Annotated in this window: 16 protein-coding genes; 7 read left to right on the top strand and 9 right to left on the bottom strand. The window is 28.4% G+C overall.

Annotated elements, in window-relative coordinates:
• Positions 1-105: 105 nt before the first annotated feature.
• Both ACTTAY_RS04885 and polA read right to left on the bottom strand, forming a co-directional pair.
• On the bottom strand, positions 106-813 hold the full coding sequence (locus ACTTAY_RS04885; RefSeq protein WP_440613724.1) for a response regulator transcription factor: 708 nt from the start codon (positions 811-813) through the stop codon (positions 106-108).
• Positions 814-868: 55 nt separating this feature from the next.
• A complete protein-coding gene (polA, locus tag ACTTAY_RS04880) occupies positions 869-3,643 on the bottom strand; it encodes a DNA polymerase I (protein ID WP_440672587.1) in 2,775 nt (924 codons plus the stop codon).
• Positions 3,644-3,754: 111 nt separating this feature from the next.
• On the opposite strand from polA, the gene ACTTAY_RS04875 reads away from it, so the two are divergent.
• On the top strand, positions 3,755-4,306 hold the full coding sequence (locus ACTTAY_RS04875; protein WP_440672586.1) for a biotin transporter BioY: 552 nt from the start codon (positions 3,755-3,757) through the stop codon (positions 4,304-4,306).
• Here the strand turns inward: ACTTAY_RS04875 and ACTTAY_RS04870 are convergent.
• Entirely contained in the window at positions 4,299-4,862 is a 564-nt protein-coding gene (locus ACTTAY_RS04870) for an ActR/PrrA/RegA family redox response regulator transcription factor (protein WP_075506503.1), read from the bottom strand. The two genes, ACTTAY_RS04875 and ACTTAY_RS04870, sit on opposite strands and share 8 nt — an antisense overlap.
• Positions 4,863-5,027: 165 nt before the next feature.
• On the opposite strand from ACTTAY_RS04870, the gene ACTTAY_RS04865 reads away from it, so the two are divergent.
• From ACTTAY_RS04865 to speB, 3 genes are read left to right on the top strand one after another with little or no spacing between them, the layout of a single operon-like run.
• Positions 5,028-6,212, top strand: a complete 1,185-nt coding sequence (locus ACTTAY_RS04865; RefSeq protein WP_440672585.1) for a type III PLP-dependent enzyme — start codon at positions 5,028-5,030, stop codon at positions 6,210-6,212.
• Positions 6,212-7,255 carry a 1,9-bis(guanidino)-5-aza-nonane synthase gene (locus ACTTAY_RS04860; protein ID WP_440672584.1) on the top strand — a complete coding sequence of 348 codons (1,044 nt, stop codon included), beginning with the start codon at positions 6,212-6,214 and terminating at the stop codon, positions 7,253-7,255. The genes ACTTAY_RS04865 and ACTTAY_RS04860 overlap by 1 nt, the downstream gene beginning before the upstream one ends.
• Positions 7,256-7,257: 2 nt before the next feature.
• A complete protein-coding gene (speB, locus tag ACTTAY_RS04855) occupies positions 7,258-8,133 on the top strand; it encodes an agmatinase (protein ID WP_440672583.1) in 876 nt (291 codons plus the stop codon).
• Here the strand turns inward: speB and ACTTAY_RS04850 are convergent.
• Genes ACTTAY_RS04850 through ACTTAY_RS04835 form a run of 4 tightly spaced genes read right to left on the bottom strand, consistent with a single transcriptional unit; the run spans position 8,130 to position 11,662 of the window.
• On the bottom strand, positions 8,130-8,684 hold the full coding sequence (locus tag ACTTAY_RS04850) for a queuosine precursor transporter (protein WP_440672582.1): 555 nt from the start codon (positions 8,682-8,684) through the stop codon (positions 8,130-8,132). The genes speB and ACTTAY_RS04850 overlap by 4 nt on opposite strands.
• A complete protein-coding gene (gene rpmB / locus ACTTAY_RS04845; RefSeq protein WP_075506505.1) occupies positions 8,684-8,995 on the bottom strand; it encodes a 50S ribosomal protein L28 in 312 nt (103 codons plus the stop codon). Before rpmB ends, ACTTAY_RS04850 begins: the two co-directional genes overlap by 1 nt.
• Positions 8,996-9,047: 52 nt before the next feature.
• The gene (locus ACTTAY_RS04840; RefSeq protein ID WP_440672581.1) at positions 9,048-10,100 is read right to left on the bottom strand and encodes a quinone-dependent dihydroorotate dehydrogenase; all 1,053 of its coding nucleotides are present in this window, start codon (positions 10,098-10,100) and stop codon (positions 9,048-9,050) included.
• On the bottom strand, positions 10,100-11,662 hold the full coding sequence (locus tag ACTTAY_RS04835; protein WP_440672580.1) for a lysine--tRNA ligase: 1,563 nt from the start codon (positions 11,660-11,662) through the stop codon (positions 10,100-10,102). The genes ACTTAY_RS04840 and ACTTAY_RS04835 overlap by 1 nt, the downstream gene beginning before the upstream one ends.
• A gap of 87 nt (positions 11,663-11,749) precedes the next feature.
• Between ACTTAY_RS04835 and ACTTAY_RS04830 the strand changes: the two genes are divergently transcribed.
• The 3 genes from ACTTAY_RS04830 to ACTTAY_RS04820 are packed head-to-tail and all read left to right on the top strand — an operon-like array spanning position 11,750 to position 15,301.
• Entirely contained in the window at positions 11,750-13,189 is a 1,440-nt protein-coding gene (locus ACTTAY_RS04830; protein WP_440672579.1) for a TrkH family potassium uptake protein, read from the top strand.
• A 2-nt stretch (positions 13,190-13,191) separates the two neighbouring features.
• Complete coding sequence (locus tag ACTTAY_RS04825; RefSeq protein WP_440672578.1) at positions 13,192-14,568, top strand: AmpG family muropeptide MFS transporter; 1,377 nt, start codon at positions 13,192-13,194, stop codon at positions 14,566-14,568.
• Positions 14,558-15,301, top strand: a complete 744-nt coding sequence (locus ACTTAY_RS04820; RefSeq protein WP_440634799.1) for a C40 family peptidase — start codon at positions 14,558-14,560, stop codon at positions 15,299-15,301. The genes ACTTAY_RS04825 and ACTTAY_RS04820 overlap by 11 nt, the downstream gene beginning before the upstream one ends.
• Here the strand turns inward: ACTTAY_RS04820 and ACTTAY_RS04815 are convergent.
• Both ACTTAY_RS04815 and hisC read right to left on the bottom strand, forming a co-directional pair.
• A complete protein-coding gene (locus ACTTAY_RS04815; protein ID WP_440672577.1) occupies positions 15,298-16,194 on the bottom strand; it encodes a prephenate dehydrogenase in 897 nt (298 codons plus the stop codon). The genes ACTTAY_RS04820 and ACTTAY_RS04815 overlap by 4 nt on opposite strands.
• Positions 16,195-17,277, bottom strand: a complete 1,083-nt coding sequence (gene hisC / locus ACTTAY_RS04810; RefSeq protein ID WP_440672576.1) for a histidinol-phosphate transaminase — start codon at positions 17,275-17,277, stop codon at positions 16,195-16,197. It lies immediately after the preceding gene.
• Positions 17,278-17,407 lie beyond the last annotated feature (130 nt).

Raw genomic sequence — 17,407 nt, 5'->3', positions numbered from 1 at the left:
TAGTAAGATAAATAAGTGTAAATAAACCAATAATTGTAAATATTACAAAGTTTATAAATAGAAATTTTTTAAGTATAGAAAGTGTCTTTAAGTATTTACTAAACATCAGCTAACATTCCATCTATATCCACTACCATATCTAGTTTCAATAGCTGAAAAATCAGGATCTACTTTTTTGAATTTTTTTCTTATTCTTTTGACGTGACTATCAATAGTTCTATCTTCAATATCTGTATCTTCTCTGTAAGCAATATCCATTAACTGAGCTCTTTCTTTAATTATTCCAGGTCTTTTTGCCAATTCTTTAACAATCAAAAATTCAGTAGTTGTTAGTTTGTCTGGTAATTGTTTGCCATTCCACTCACACTCAAGCTGGGATGGATCAAGTTTTAATCTACCATGTGATATTAAGCTTTTATTTTCCTCTAATGTATTATTTGAGTCTTTTTTTCTTAATTGAACTCTTATTCTTTCAATTAAAACTTTAATTGAAAATCCACCAGATTTTTTTACAAAATCATCTGCACCTAATTTTAATCCAAGTAACTCATCAATTTCATCATCCTTGGATGTTAAAAATATTACTGGAAGAGAAGTTTTTTTTCTTAATTTTTTAAGTAGTTCTTCGCCGTCCATTTTTGGCATTTTAATATCAATGACTGCTAAGTCAGGTGGCATTCTAGTAAGACCGATTAATGCACTCTCTCCATCAATATATGTTTGAACTTTGAAACCCTCTTTTTCTAAAGCAATACTAAGACTAGTTAGTATGTTTCTGTCATCATCAATTAAAGCTATAGTTTGTGTTTGCATTTTTATTTTTTATATAAAAATATTAAATTGTTCTAAATTAGGCAATTGAATATAATTAGTGAAGCATTCCCCAATTATCACCAACATTTACATCAACTGTTAAAGGGGTAGAAAAGGAATGATAATCACTTTGAGTAACACTGGTCATCTCATTCTGTATTAACTTGACCATTGCCTTCTCCTCTTTTTTTGGGACTTCAAAAATAAGCTCATCGTGTATTTGAAGAAGTATTTTTGATTTCAAATTTTTTTCTTCATTTAATTTTTTGTCTAATCTGATCATTGCTAACCTCATAACTTCAGATGCTGATCCTTGAATTGGAGCATTAATTGCTGCTCTTTCTTGAAAATTTCTTACATTAAAATTTTTATCATTTATTCCATTAAAATGAGATCTTCTTCCAAATATATTGTTTACATAACCACTTTTTCTACAAAACTTAATTGTGCTATCCATATAAACTTTAATTTCAGGAAATTTAGCAAAATAGGCATTAAGAAATTCTTCTGCTTCATAATTAGAAACATTTATTTGTTTGGCTAAACCATACTGAGAAATTCCATAAATTATTCCAAAGTTTATTGCCTTAGCCTTCCTTCTATGGTCCTGATTCACTTTTTTAATATCAACATTAAATATTTGGCTAGCAGTTAATGAGTGAATATCCTCGTTATTTTTAAAAGCTTTTTTAAGTTCTTTAACATCTGCAAGATCTGCTAAAATTCTCATCTCAATTTGATTATAATCTGCGGATATTAATAGATGATCCTTTTTAGCCTTAAACGCTTTTCTTATATCTTTTCCATCTTCAGATTTAATTGGAATATTTTGTAAATTTGGATCACTTGAAGCTAATCTGCCTGTTGTTGTTGCTGCCAATAAAAAAGATGTGTGAACCCTTTTTGTATTTGGATTAATATGCTCTGGCAAAGCGTCGGAGTAAGTATTTTTTAATTTTGAAACCTGTCTCCAATCTAATACTAATTTTGGAAATTCATGACCTTTGAAGGCTAAATCTTCTAAAACACTTGCACTTGTTGCAAAACTTCCCTTTTTTGTTTTTTTTGTCCCTGCAATCTTAAGATCATTATAAATAATTTCTCCTAATTGTTTTGGTGAAGCAATATTAAATTCTTTCTTAGAAATCTTGAAAACTTCTTTTTCAATTTTTTTAATTTTCTTATCAAATTTAGAGGAAAGAGAATTTAAAAATTTACTATCTACTTCAACACCTTCAATTTCCATATATGCGAGTATTTTAATTAGTGGTTTTTCAAAAATTTCATAGATATTAAATAATTTTTCAGATTTTAAACTTTTGATAAATTTTTTATATAACCTGAAAGTAACATCTGCATCTTCTGCTGCGTAATTTTTTGCTGTTTCTAATTCTACTTCACTAAAATTTATTTCTTTTTTGCCAGTACCAACAATTTCTTTAAATGAAATTGTTTTGTGTCCAAGATGGATATCTGAAAGGGTGTCCATGTTATGTCTGTTCTTTCCAGCATCCAAAACATAGGACATAAGCATAGTATCTTCCATTGACGAAAGTGAAATACCAAGTTTGTAGAAAACTATAAAATCAAATTTAATATTTTGACCAATTTTTTTAACACTTGGATCCTCTAATAAATTTTTTAATTTATTGATAACACTATCTTTATTTAAACAATCCTTAGATTTATGACCAACTGGGATATAACAAGCTTTTCCAATTTTTGAACAAAGTGAAATTCCAACTAAATCAGCCTGATGAGGGTCTAACGAACTTGTCTCTGTATCGACAGCAACTTCTCCTGCTTCCTCAGCTTCTTCTATCCACTCATCAATTTCATTAATATCTGTAATTAGATGATAATCTTTATTGCTTATTGCTTTTTGTTTTTCAGTAGATTTTAAATTATTTTCAGATCCAGATAATTTTGGTTCCCCATAAGCTGAAATTGCAGAACTTAACAATCTATTAAATTCCATTTCTCTTAAAAATTTATACAGTTTATCTTTATCAACCTCTTTGAGTTTAAATTCTGTTAAGTTTTTATTTACTGGAGACTTATTATCTAGAGTTACAAGTTTTTTACTAATTAAAGCTTTATCTTTATTCTCTATTAAAGTTTCTCTTCTTTTGTTCTGTTTAATCTCATGGGCAGAGTCTAATAATTTTTCTAGAGTGCCGTACTTATTAATTAATTCTGCGGCTGTTTTCACTCCTATTCCTGGAACACCAGGTACGTTGTCACTACTATCGCCTGCTAAAGATTGAACATCTATAACTTTTGAAGCATCAACACCAAACTTTTTAATCACATCGTCCTCTGTGATAAATTTATTTTTCATGGGATCAAAAATTCGAACGCCTTTTTTATAAAGCTGCATTAAATCTTTATCTGATGAAACGATTGTAACTTTAGCTCCTTTTTTAAGAATTTGATCAACATATGTGGCTATTAAATCGTCAGCTTCATAGTTTGGTAAATCCACAGAAGGTAAATTAAATGCTAAAACTGATTTTCTAATATATTCAAATTGAGGTGCCAAATCATCAGGGGCTTCAGATCGATTTGCTTTATAATCACTATAAATTTCATTTCTAAAGGTCTTTCTGGCTGAGTCAAAGATTACTGCAAAATGAGTTGGTTTTTGTAAATTTTGATCAGATTTTGAATCCTCTAATAATTTAAACAACATACTGCAAAATCCACTTACAGCACCAGTGGGCAGTCCATCACTTTTTCTAGTTAATGGTGGTAAGGCATAATAAGCTCTAAAAATATAACCAGAGCCATCAATTAAATAAAAATGATCTGTTTTTTGTATTTTATTCATGAGGATTAACAAATATTACATTGCTAACAATTTCTGTATATAAAAAAATAAAATTAAATCTTAAGGCTAATATAGCTAGATTATTTTTTATATTTTGAGTATTATTTTAATATGGAACTTACAAAAAACTTAACACAAACAAAAATCATAAAATCTTTATTAGCAGTAATTCTAGGTTCAATTGCTTTAACTATTTCTGCAAAAATTAAGATTCCATTTTATCCAGTTCCAATGACAATGCAGACATTTGTTGTGTTATTCTTAGGTGTAAGCTTAGGTTATAAAATTGGTTTAGCTTCTGTAGGTTTGTATTTGTTAGAGGGTATTGCAGGATTACCAGTATTTTCAAACTCCCCAGAAAAAGGAGTTGGTATAGTCTATTTTACTGGTCCAACGATGGGATATTTAATTGGTTTTTTAACTGCTTGTTATTTAGCATCAAAAATTAATACAAAAGATAGTTTAATAAATATTTTAACTAAATTAGTTATTGCAATCTCTACGATTTATATCTTGGGTTTAATATGGCTAGGTACTTTAATTGGTTGGGATAAACCAATATTCTCACTAGGTGCAAAACCTTTTTTATTAGCAGAATTATTTAAAATTATTATTTTAGCTTTAGTTACTAAACAAATAATTAAAATTAGAAATATTATCTAGGAGATCTTTTAGATAGAATTCTTTGAAGAGTTCTTCTATGCATCTTCAATCTTCGAGCTGTTTCGGAAACATTCCTATTACATAATTCAAATACTCTATGGATATGTTCCCATTTAACTCTATCAGCTGACATTGGATTTTCTGGTGGTGCTGCTTTTTTAGCTGGATCTGCCAACAATGCTTTTTCTACATCTTCTGCATCTGCTGGTTTTGCTAAGTAATCAATTGCACCTTCTTTAATTGCTGCAACTGCTGTGGGGATATTTCCATAACCAGTTAGCATTATAATTCGGCTATCATTATTTGAAGATTGAATTTCCTTAACAACCTCAAGACCATTGCCGTCTCCAAGTCTTAAATCTACGACTGCAAAACCTGGTTTTTTACTTTTAACAGACTCAATACCTTTTTTTACACTCTCAGCTTGAAAAACCTCAAAGCCCTTTTTTTCCATTGCCCTTGCAAGTCTTTCTCTAAAAGGATTATCGTCATCTGCAATTAGAAGCGATTTATTTTCAAAATCACTTAAATTTTGTAATTTGGCTTCGTTTTTCATTACCCACATATGGGGTCTAAATCTAATATTACAATATATGAAAAATACACATATCAGGCTTGAATTATTTACTTTACATTGCCTACGTTTACTTTATATGCCTCAAATTATTAAAGTTTTATTAAAAACTTTTTTTTATTAAATTTTTTTTTGGAGGCATATGAAATGCAAAAATTTAAGTCAGTTGAAGAACTTATAAATCAGCTGAAACCTGAAAAGCCTGTTTATTGTATTAGGAAGAAATCCATAGAGTCTTCGGTTAAATTTTTCTTAGATAAGTTCCCTGGAAAAATTTTATATGCAGTTAAAACAAACCCACATCCAGAAGTTATTCAAACAATTTTAAACACAGGTGTTAAACAATTTGATGTTGCCTCAATTGAAGAAATTAAAGCTATAAGAAAACTTACTCAAAATGCAAAATGTTCTTATATGCATACTGTAAAAAGTAGAGAAAGTATAAAGGAGGCATATTTTAATTATGGTGTAAAAACTTTCTCATTAGACACAAAAGAAGAGTTAATCAAGATTATTGAAAGTACAAATAATGCAAAAGATTTAGAATTATTTGTAAGAGTTGCTGTATCAAATGAGCATGCTGAAATTGATTTATCTAAAAAATTTGGAGCACTAACATCTGAAGCTGTAGGATTACTAAGATTAGTAAAACAATATGCAAAAAAAATTGGATTAAGTTTCCATGTTGGATCGCAGTGTATGCATCCAATTTCATATGCTAAAGGTATAAATGAGATTGGAAATATAATTAAAAAAACAAAAATAATCCCTGATACAATAAATGTTGGTGGAGGATTTCCAACAATTTATCCAGATTTAATTCCGCAATCATTAGATGAATACTTCAATGAAATTAAAAAAAGTTTGTCTAATTTAAAATTAGAGAAGTTGCCGGAGATAATTTGTGAACCAGGAAGAGCATTAGTTGCGGAAAGTGGTTCAACAATAGTTAAAGTTAATTTAAGAAAAAAACAAAAACTTTATATAAACGATGGAACGTATGGAACCCTATTTGATGCAGGAACACCTAACATAGTTTATCCATCTAAAATGATTAAAGAAAATTCAAATAAAATAATTTCAAAAAAATTGACTGCTTTTGATTTCTTTGGTCCTACTTGTGATAGCATGGATTATATGAAAGGACCTTTTCTATTACCAAATAATATTAAGGAAAATGATTACATAGAGCTTGGTCAACTTGGAGCATATGGATTAACTTTTAGAACACAATTCAATGGTTACTATTCAGATGAAATTTATGAAGTTGAAGATAAACCAATAATGTCAATGTATGAAAAAGACGTTAACAGCGCTCATATGGTTGCTTAATGTCAGACCAAAAAAATCCAGGACATAACAGTAAAAGAGATTTTTTAAAAAATCCTGTACAACATATAGATATTACTTCATTTGACTCTAGAACAATTATTTCTTCAATGGAGAAAATGTCATTTGTATCTAGAGAAACTGCAAATGCAGCGAACATTTACAACGAAATGCTTAAAGATAAGGAATGTACAATTTTTCTTACTTTAGCAGGATCAACATCTGCAGCAGGATGTATGAATATTTATAAAGATCTTGTTAAATACAATATGGTTGATGCCATTGTAGCAACAGGGGCATCAATTGTAGATATGGATTTTTTTGAAGCTCTTGGATTTAAACATTATCAGGGATCTCAGTTTCAAGACGATACTGAATTAAGAGAAAACTATATTGATAGAATTTACGACACATATATCGACGAAGAAGAGCTTCAAATGTGTGATAAAATTATTTGTGAAATAGCAGATACTTTAGAACCAAAAAGTTATACCTCGAGAGAGTTTATTTTAGAAATGGGAAAATATTTAAAAAAAAATTCAAAAAAGAAAGGCTCTTTAATTGAAACAGCTTACGATAATAATGTTCCAATTTTTTGTCCAGCTTTCACAGACTCAAGTGCAGGTTTTGGTCTTGTAATGCATCAGGAAAAAAATCCTAAAAAACATATGACTATAGACTCAGTTAGAGAATTTAGAGAACTAACGGAAATTAAAATCAAATCAAAAGGTTCTGGTTTATTTATGATTGGTGGAGGAGTTCCTAAAAATTTTATTCAAGACACTGTTATTTGTGCTGAGCTTCTTGGTAAAAATGTAGATATGCATAAGTATGCTGTACAAATTACAGTTGCTGATAGTAGAGATGGTGCATGTAGTAGTTCTACTTTAAAAGAAGCAAGTTCCTGGGGTAAAGTGGATATCACTAAAGAACAAATGGTATTTGCTGAAGCAACAAGTGTATTGCCATTAATAGCTAGCGATGCTTACCATAAAGGTGAGTGGAAAAATAGAGAACGAAAAAACTTCTCAAAATTATTTGTATAAAATTGAAATATTTATCAAACAAACATGGTTTCTTGGGAATTGATAATACATTCAACTTCAAAGAAAAAGTAGTAGTCGTTCCATTTGGACTTGAAAAAACAGTTAGTTATGGCGGTGGAACAAAAAATGGACCAAAAGAAATTATCAAAGCTTCTCACCAAGTTGAACTTTATGATGAGGAGCTAAATTGTGAACCTTACAAAAAAATAGGTATCAAAACATTAAAACCATTCAAAATTGATAAAAATATCAAAGTAGCATTAAATAAAATTTCTAAAATCAATGGAGAAATTTTAGATAAAAAACTATTTCCAATGACATTTGGTGGTGAACATTCAATTACACCAGGATGCATTGTTCCTTTTACAAAAAAATATAAAAATATTTGTCTTTTACATTTTGATGCGCACGCAGATTTACGTGAAAGTTATAATGGTGAAAAATTTTCACATGCATCTGCAATAAGGAGATGTTTAGATTATAAAAATGTATCTTTAATTTCTTTTGGAATTAGAAATATATCTGAAAGTGAAATTCCATTTTTGAAAAAAAATTCAAATAGAATAGATATCTTCTGGGCAAAAGATAAAAAAAAATGGAATTTAAATAAATTTAAAAAGTTAATAAAAAATAAGACTGTTTACTTAACGTTTGATGTCGACGGATTAGATTCAAGTATTATGCCTGCTACTGGAACACCTGAACCAGGTGGATTGTTGTGGGACGAAACATTAGAGATAATTAGAATTGCAGCAAAAAATTCAAATATAGTTGGAACTGACATTAATGAACTTTCTCCAATTAAAGGATTTAACTCCTATAATTTTCTTGTTGCTAAATTAGCTTATAAAATTTTATCTTATAAATTTTTATATTAGACTTTAATAGGCTTAAATATTTTTAATAACATTCTAAATGGTATTAACATTATTAGTGCTACTAGCAACTTAACACCCAAATCACCCAAAGATAAAGTAACCCAAGGAACTCCTGTTCCATAAAATGATATTGAGAAAAATAAAAAAGTATCAATAGTTGAACCAATTAATGATGAAGTTAGAGGTGCAACAAACCACTGTTTTTTTCTTAAACGATCAAATATTTGAATATCAAGCAATTGGGCTGTAAGGAAAGCCACTCCTGATCCAACTGCAATTCTAACAGAAATTAAATCTTCGAAGTTTGTTGAAAAAAATAAAGTAAAAATAATTCCTATAAAAAAACCAAAATAAACTATTTTTCTCGCAATTATCTTTCCATAAGATCTATTTGCTAAATCGGTTATCAAAAAAGCTACAGGATAACTAAAAGCTCCATAAGTAAGAATTTCATTTAATCCATAATAATTTATTGGAAATTGAACAAGATAGTTTGAAGATAAAACAACCACACCCATCATTAGAGATAGGCCGATAAAAAATTTATTCATTAAGCAGATTTAGCTACTGGCTTTTTTTTATATGGTGATTTTAATAAAATAACTTTTTTAAGTTTTTTTAATCTTGGTGATATATTTTTATTTTTTACAGTTTTTAAGAATTCGTCAAAACTTCCTTTTTTATCAACTGATCTTACTCCTGAATTGCTAACTGTTAGTTTCAAACTTCTTCCAGCAAGCTCACTTGTAAATTTTACTTTTTTTAAATTAGGTAAAAATCTTCTTTTAGTCTTATTGTTAGCATGACTAACGTTATGACCCTTCATAGGAATTTTACCAGTTAGTTCGCATTTTTTTGACATAATTTCAGTGCTTATATAAGGGGAGATATTAAGGGCGTCAAGTTTATTAAAATTAAGAAAGAGTTTTATTTCCAACGATTTCTGAAATATTTTTCACTCCATCTCTAAGAAGTAATTCTTTTAGCTCTTTTTTAATGTTTGCAGCAATGTTAGGTCCTTGAAATACCATCCCAGTATATAACTGAATATAATCTGCCCCTGACAAAAATTTATCATGTGCAGACTTTCCAGAGTCGATACCTCCTACCCCAATTATTTTAATTCTACCATTTAACAATTTAAAGAATTTATTAATAAGTAAATTTGATTTTTGTTCAATTGGCTTTCCTGACAACCCTCCTTTTTGGTGTCGTTGAATATTTTTTAAATCATCCCTAGTACTTTCTGATGTATTTGAAATAATTATTGCAGATATATCATTTTCCAAAAGGATCTCTGATATTAATTCTATTTGCTTTAAATCAATATCTGGAGAAATTTTAACTACAATTGGAATTTTAGTTTTCAATTCATTTTTCTTATCTTTAATTGATTTTAATAATTCTTTTAATTTATCTTCATCATGAAAATTTCTTAGATTTTCAGTATTTGGAGATGAAATATTAATTGTAATATAATCAGCAACTTCATGAAATTTTTCAAATCCAATTAAATAATCATTCAATCGATTATCAGAGTCTTTATTTGGTCCAACATTTACTCCAAGTATTCCATTTTTTTTATTTGATTTTATTCTATTTAAAATAGTTTCAGATCCTTGATTGTTAAATCCCAATCTATTAATTAATGCTTGATCTTCAACTAATCTAAATACTCTTGGCTTTTCATTACCATATTGTTTTAAAGGAGTAACAGTTCCAACTTCAACAAAACCAAATCCCAATTTAAACAAAGGATTGTAAACCTCTGCATTTTTATCAAAACCAGCCGCTATTCCTATTGGATTGCTTAAATCTTTACCAAATATTTGTGTTTTAAAAATAGGATCATTTTTATTTTCATCAAATACATTTGATACCAAATTAAATTTTAAAGATTGAATTGCTAGAGTATGGGCTTTTTCTGGATCTAATTTGAAAATTAAAGATCTTAAATTTGAATACATTATTTGAGTTTACTCATTATAAGGTCTTTTGTTTCATTAACACCAAAAAAACTTATAAAAAATCCCATTCTTGGTCCATTTTCATCACCAAAAACCACCTCATAAATAAGTTTAAACCAATCTCTTAAATTTTCAGCATAACCATTTTCTTTTCCAGTAGAATAAATCAAAGTTTGAATTTCCTCTGGTGGCATCTGGTCATTACATTTTTCTAAAGTTGAAATTAAAGCCACAAGAGCTTTTTTTTCATCTTCAGAAGGTGTTTTGTATTTTTTTTGAGACTTAATTACATCATTAAAATATCTAATTGCGTAACCTACTAATCCATCAAAAATAGGAAAATTAGTTTCTTGAATATTGGGTTTGTATTTTTTTACAAATTTCCATAATAAATCTTTACTATCTGCATTACTTGTTTCGACTAAATTCAATAACATTGAAAAACTCATAATCATGTCTTCTTTTGGAATGCTCCCATTGTGGACATGCCACACTGGATTCATCACTAATTGCTGCTCTGTCTGCTTTTTAGATTTTTCAATGTTATCCAAATATTCATCTACTGCTTTTGGAACTATTTCTTTATAAAGTTTTTTAGCTCTTTTTGGATTTTGATACATATATAGAGATAAACTTTCTGGTGAAGCATACTTCAACCATTGATCAATAGTTATTCCATTACCTTTAGATTTTGAAATTTTCTCACCTTTTTCATCTAGAAAAAGTTCATATGCAAATCCTGATGGATTCTTTTTACCCAATAAATTAATGATTTTTGTAGATAAAATTGCACTTTCAATCAAATCCTTACCATACATTTCAAAATCAATATCTAAAGCAAACCATCTCATTGCCCAATCTACTTTCCACTGTAATTTACAATTCCCGTCTAAAATACTGGTCTCTAATTTTTTACCTTTATTATCGAATATTATTTTAGAATTAGACTGATCAATTTCTATAACAGGTATCTCCAAAACATGACCTGTATCAGGACATACTGGCAAAAAAGGACTGTATGTTTTTTGTCTTTCTTTCCCAAGTGTTGGTAAAATAATATTCATTATTCCCTCATAATTTTCTAAAATGATTTTCAAAGTAGGATTAAAAAATCCTGCCTTGTACAAAGATGTAGAACTTTTAAAATTATATTTAAAATTAAAACTGTTTAAAAAATCCTTCAGCATTTCATTATTGTGTTCTCCAAAACTAATAAATTTTTGAAAAGGATCAGGCACTTGTGTTAAAGGTTTGTGAAGGTTTTGTTGCAACAATTCTTGGTTAGGAACATTATCTGGAACTTTTCTTAAGCCATCCATGTCATCTGAAAATGTAATAATTTCTGTTGGTAAATCTGTGAGTTGATTAAGTGCATTAACCATCATTGAAGTTCGTGCAACTTCTCCAAAAGTTCCTATGTGAGGTAATCCACTTGGACCATAACCAGTTTGGAGAGTAATCTTACCTTTTTTTTCAATAAAAGCTTTTCTTTCACGAAGCATTTTTTTAGCTTCAACAAAAGGCCAAGCACTTGTGTTTTCTAGGACATCTTTTTTAATCATGAATTGCTCTTTTTAACCTTAAACTAGTGATTATATTAATTCTTATAGAGTTGAAATTTATTTACCATAAAATATTGTTCTTTCAAAATGTCTAATTACAAAACTGTTTTTTTTACGCTTGGAATTCTGCAAATAATATTGGGTGTATCAATGTTCATCCCAATTATAGTACAATTCTTTTACTCAGAGATAGACTCGTCATTCTTTGGCTCATCTATTGTAACCATAATCTTTGGAACTTTATTTTTTTTATCAAATTTAGATCACGATAAAAAACTTAATCTACAACAAGCTTTCTTATTAACTGCACTATCTTGGATTAGTATTGCAATATTTGGATCTTTACCGTTTGTATTCTCTAGTATTGAGCTTTCAATTACAGACTCTTTTTTTGAAAGCATGTCAGGAATTACTACAACTGGATCTACAATAATCTCAGATTTAGAGAAAGCGCCAAAGGGACTTCTTTTATGGAGAGCTATTTTACAATGGCTAGGTGGAATTGGAATAATTGTAATGGCGATTACTTTAATGCCTATAATGAATGTTGGAGGTATGCAATTATTTAGAATTTCAAGTAATGACTCTTCAGAAAAAATACTCCCTAAGTCAAAAGAAATAGCGCTTAGATTAATTTATATTTACTCAGGATTAACAGGCCTTTGTGCAATCACTTATTGGATATTTGGTATGGGTAAATTTGACAGCTTAACCCACTCAATGACTACAATTGCTACTGGAGGCTTTTCTAACTACAACGAGTCAATTGGATACTTTAATAGTTTACCAATTGAAATTTCATCAATGTTTTTTATTATATTGGGAAGTATTCCTTTTATTGCTTACATTAAATTTATAAATGGAAACAAAAAAATTTTTTTAAATGATATTCAAATCAAAACTTTTTTAAAAATAATAATATTCACTGTTATAATTTTATCTATTTACTTATTATTTTCTAACCAAGAAAACTTTAGTTTAAGATCAATATTTTTTAATACTATATCAATCCTGAGTGGTACTGGTTATGTAAACGCAGAATTTGATAGATGGGGTAGTTTTCCTATAACCCTGTTTCTTGCCCTGATGTTTATAGGTGGATGTGCAGGATCTACAGCATGTGGTGTAAAAATATTTAGAATTCAAATTCTTTATCTATTTATTCTAAACCAATTAAAAAAAATAATTTATCCTAAAGGAATATTTGTAATTAAGTATGATCAAAGTGCAGTTGATGAAAAGTTTATAGCTTCAATTATTTCATTTATTTATTTTTATATCGTAATATTTTTCGTTCTTACTGCATTGTTATCATTGACTGGTTTAGATTTTATTACAGCTATCTCGGGTGCCGCTACATCTATTTCAAATGTTGGACCTGGTCTTGGTCCAATAATTGGCCCCAATGGAGATTTTTCTTCATTGCCAGATCTTTCTAAATGGATTTTAACAGTTGGTATGATTTTGGGTAGACTTGAACTATTTGCAATATTAGTATTATTTTTACCATCATTTTGGAAAAATTAATTATGTCTGAAATAAATAAAACATCCTGGTTAGAATCGATTTCAGTTTACAAAGATATTCGGATGTTAAGAATTTTATTACTTGGTGCAATCAGTGGATTTCCATGGGTCTTGATTGCTAGTAGTTTAAGTCTTTGGTTAAAAGAAGAAGGATTAAGTAGATCTACTATTGGATGGGCAGGACTTATTTTTGGGGTTTATGCTTTTAATTATCTTTGGGCACCAATTATAGATAGAATTCAAATTCCTTTCCTAACTAAAAAATTAGGTCACCGAAGAGGTTGGATTGTTTTAATGCAATTAGTAATTCTATTAAGTTTACTAGTTTGGAGTATTATAAATCCTACAGAAAATTTAGCGTTGATAATTACAGTTGGATTAATCATCGCTATAGCATCAGCAACTCAAGATATAACGGTAGATGCATTAAGAATCGAACAAATTAATGAAAATGAGGGAAAATCAATGGCAGCAGGTGCTGCAATGGCTGTAGTTGGTTGGTGGACAGGTTACAAATTAGGTGGTGTAGTTGCTTTATTTACTGCAGAGTTTTTTGAAAATATTGGTATCCAAGATTACTGGCAAGCAACTTTTTTAATATTAGGTATTTTAATTATTTTAATGAATATTGCTCTGATGTTTGTTCACGAGCCAGTAGAAACTGACAGACAATCAAAGCAAAAGGAAACTGATAATTTAATTAAAGGTAAACTAGGATCTAACAATATTATCACTACTTTTGTTGCTTATATAACTGGAACAATTGGTGGGCCCATTATTAGCTTCTTTAAAAAAAATGGTTTCGCCATAGCTGCAGGAATTTTAGGGTTTGTCTTTTTGTTTAAAATTGGAGAAGCATTCATGGGTAGAATGTCGATTGTATTTTATAAAGAAATAGGCTTTTCAAAAGGACAAATAGCAATCTATTCAAAAGGATTGGGTTGGATCACAACTGTCGTATTTACTTTAATTGGTGGCGTAATGGCCATGAGGGCTGGAACTATAAAAACTATGTTCTTTGCAGGAGGTTTAATGGCGGTTACAAATCTGTTATTTGCTGTCTTAGCATGGACTGGTAAATCTGAACTATTATTTGCAATAGCAGTTATTGCTGACGATATTACTGCAGCTTTTGCAACTGTTGCATTTGTAGCATTTATATCTTTACTGGTTGATCGAACATATACAGCAACACAATACGCATTACTTGCGTCTATAGGGACTGCTGGGAGGACAACTTTAGCATCATCATCAGGAGCTTTAGTAGATTGGTTAAACGGAGATTGGGGAACATTTTTTGTCTTAACAACTATTATGGTTATTCCTTCACTAATATGCCTATGGATGATAAAAAATAAAATTAAAATTGGTGCAAAATAAATTTTATTTTACAGGTAGTTTTTCTAATATTTACAAGAAATCCTCTAAATTTTCAGAAGTAACCTCACAAATATTGTATGGAGAAAAATTTAAAATTTTATCTAAAACTAAAAATTGGATAAAAATAAAATCTAGTTTTGATAATTATACTGGGTACATTCAAAATAAAAATTATTCAAAAGAATTTAAAGCTAATTATAAGGTAAGTAGTTTAAAAGCAAATATCTATAAAAAACCAAATTTAAAAACTAATACTTTTCTGTCTTTTGGATCAAAGTTGTCAGTTAAAGAAACTAATAAAAATTTTGCCAGAATTGATAAAAATAAATGGATTAAAAAAAAAGATATAAAAAAAATAAATTATAAAGAAAACAACTTTATTAAAATCTTTAAACAATTTTTGAACATAAAATACATCTGGGGTGGAAAAAGTTACGGGGGAATAGATTGCTCAGCCCTATTACAAATATTTTACTATTATAATAATAAGTTTTTTCCTCGAGATACCAAAGATCAAATTAAATATTTAAAAGGAAACATAAAAAGAAATTATCAAAAGGGAGATATCATTTTTTGGAAAGGGCATGTCGCAATGTGTTTAAATTCCAAGCAATTAATACATGCATATGGACCTGAAAAGAAAGTATTGATCATGCCTATAATTAAGACAATTAGAAGAATTGAAAATACAGCAAAACTTAAAGTTAAAAAAATAGCTAAAATTAAAATTTAGCTTCTTCCAAAATCTGGCTTATTAATATCTTGTTTGAGTTTGATTATTTTTGATCTGACTTTTTTAGTTTCAGTAAGCTTGTTAATAATAGATTTATTATTTTTTGAATTAATATCAGATTTAAATGATTTTAAATTTTTAATAAATAAATCAATAGCATTTGAAATATTTTTATTGTTATTGAAAAAAATATCTCGCCACATAATCTCATTAGAAGCTGCTATTCTTGAAAAATCTCTTAATCCTCCTGCACTATATTTGATTAAATCATAGCTTTGTTTTTTCTCAAAATCTTGAGCTGACTTAACTAAATTATATGCAATTAAGTGAGGCAAATGACTAGTTATTGAAAATATTTTGTCATGTTTTTCTGGTGACATGATTGTAACTTTTGATCCAATCTTCTCCCAAAATTTTTTCAGAAAATTTAAATTTTTTTTAATTGTATTTTTTTCTTTAATTAAAATACACCATCTACCCTCAAACATGTTACTCTTTCCATGCTGTGGTCCACTTACTTCAGAACCAGCAATTGGGTGACTGGAAGTCCATGCAATTCCTTTTTTTAAAAATTTTTTTATTATTTTTGATGATTCAATTTTTGAAGAACCAACATCAGTAATTAATGTGTTAGGAGAAATATAATTATTTATTTTCATAATAATATTTTTGTATTCACTCATGGGTGTACAAAAAATAATAAAATTAGATTTTGTTACAGCTTCTTTTAATGAACTAACTACTTTTCCAGGTAATTTAAGATTTTTAATTCTTGATATATTCTTTTTTGACTTTTCATAAATATACACCTTATCTGCTAATTTATTTTTGTTTATAGATCTTAAAACTGAAGATCCAAGTAAACCACAACCTATGATTAAAATATTTTTCATTTAATTAAAAATCTTTCTCACTGCATTCATGAATATTAAATTTTCTCTAGATGAGCCAATAGTTAATCTCAATTTGTTTTTAATATGATAACCATCTTCAGTAGATCTTAATATAATTCCTTTATTTTTTAATTTTTGGTAAAGAAAATTTGCTGAATATTTACAGTCATCAAAATTTAATAGTAAAAAATTTGCCGATACAGCATTTGAAAAAATATTATATTTTTCGAGAAATTTTTTTAGTCTAGTTGCATAATTTAAATTATGTCTAATTGACTTTTGAATGAATTGCTTATCATTCAAAGACTCTGCGGCCGCAACTTGGGCCAAACCATTTACATTAAAAGGTGGTTTAATTACATTTAACGCTCTAATTATTTGTTTCGATCCATATCCCCAGCCAATTCTTAATGAGGCCAAGCCAAACATTTTAGAAAATGTTCGTAATATAAATACGTTGTCTTTATTTTTAAATAATTCTAAACCAGAGCTATAATCATCATTTTTCATATATTCTGAGTACGCGTCATCAATTACTAATAAAATATTTCTATTCAACTTTCTTCTAAGTTCTAAAGTCTCTTTTTTAGTTAAATATGTTCCTGTTGGATTGTTTGGATTTGCAATAAAAACTATTTTGGTTTTCTTAGATACTTTTTTCAATATTTCTTCAATTGAAACTTTAAAATTATTTTCTTTTGCAAATACAACTTTTGCACCAACAATTTTTGCATAAATCCTGTACATTAAAAAACTATATTGAGGAACAATCACTTCATCCTTTGGATGTAGATATAATTGACATAACATTTGAATTACCTCGTCAGAACCTGCTCCACATATTATTTTATCGAAATTGCATTTATATGCTTTAGATATTGCCATTTTAAGATTAGTAGATTTTCCATCTGGATATTTATCTAATACTAAATTTTTTTGAGATATTACTTTTTTTGCTAACGGGCTCATCCCTAAAGCAGACTCATTAGCTGACAATTTAATGACCTTATTAATTTTGTTAATTTTAGATTTGCCAGGCTTATAAGCTTCTATGTTAAATTTTTTAAATTTAGGTGTGCTCATTTTTTTTATTTTTATGAGCTCTTTATAGATAAAAAAACAAATATTTATAGAGAATATGATCTTATTTTAAAAAATTGACATAAATTACAAGTTCTTGTACAAAATTTATGCGCTGATTTAACTGAATTGC

It is taken from the genome of Candidatus Pelagibacter sp. HIMB1715 (assembly GCF_052047595.1).
Lineage (GTDB): Bacteria > Pseudomonadota > Alphaproteobacteria > Pelagibacterales > Pelagibacteraceae > Pelagibacter.
This window is presented reverse-complemented; position numbering and strand designations above follow the sequence as displayed.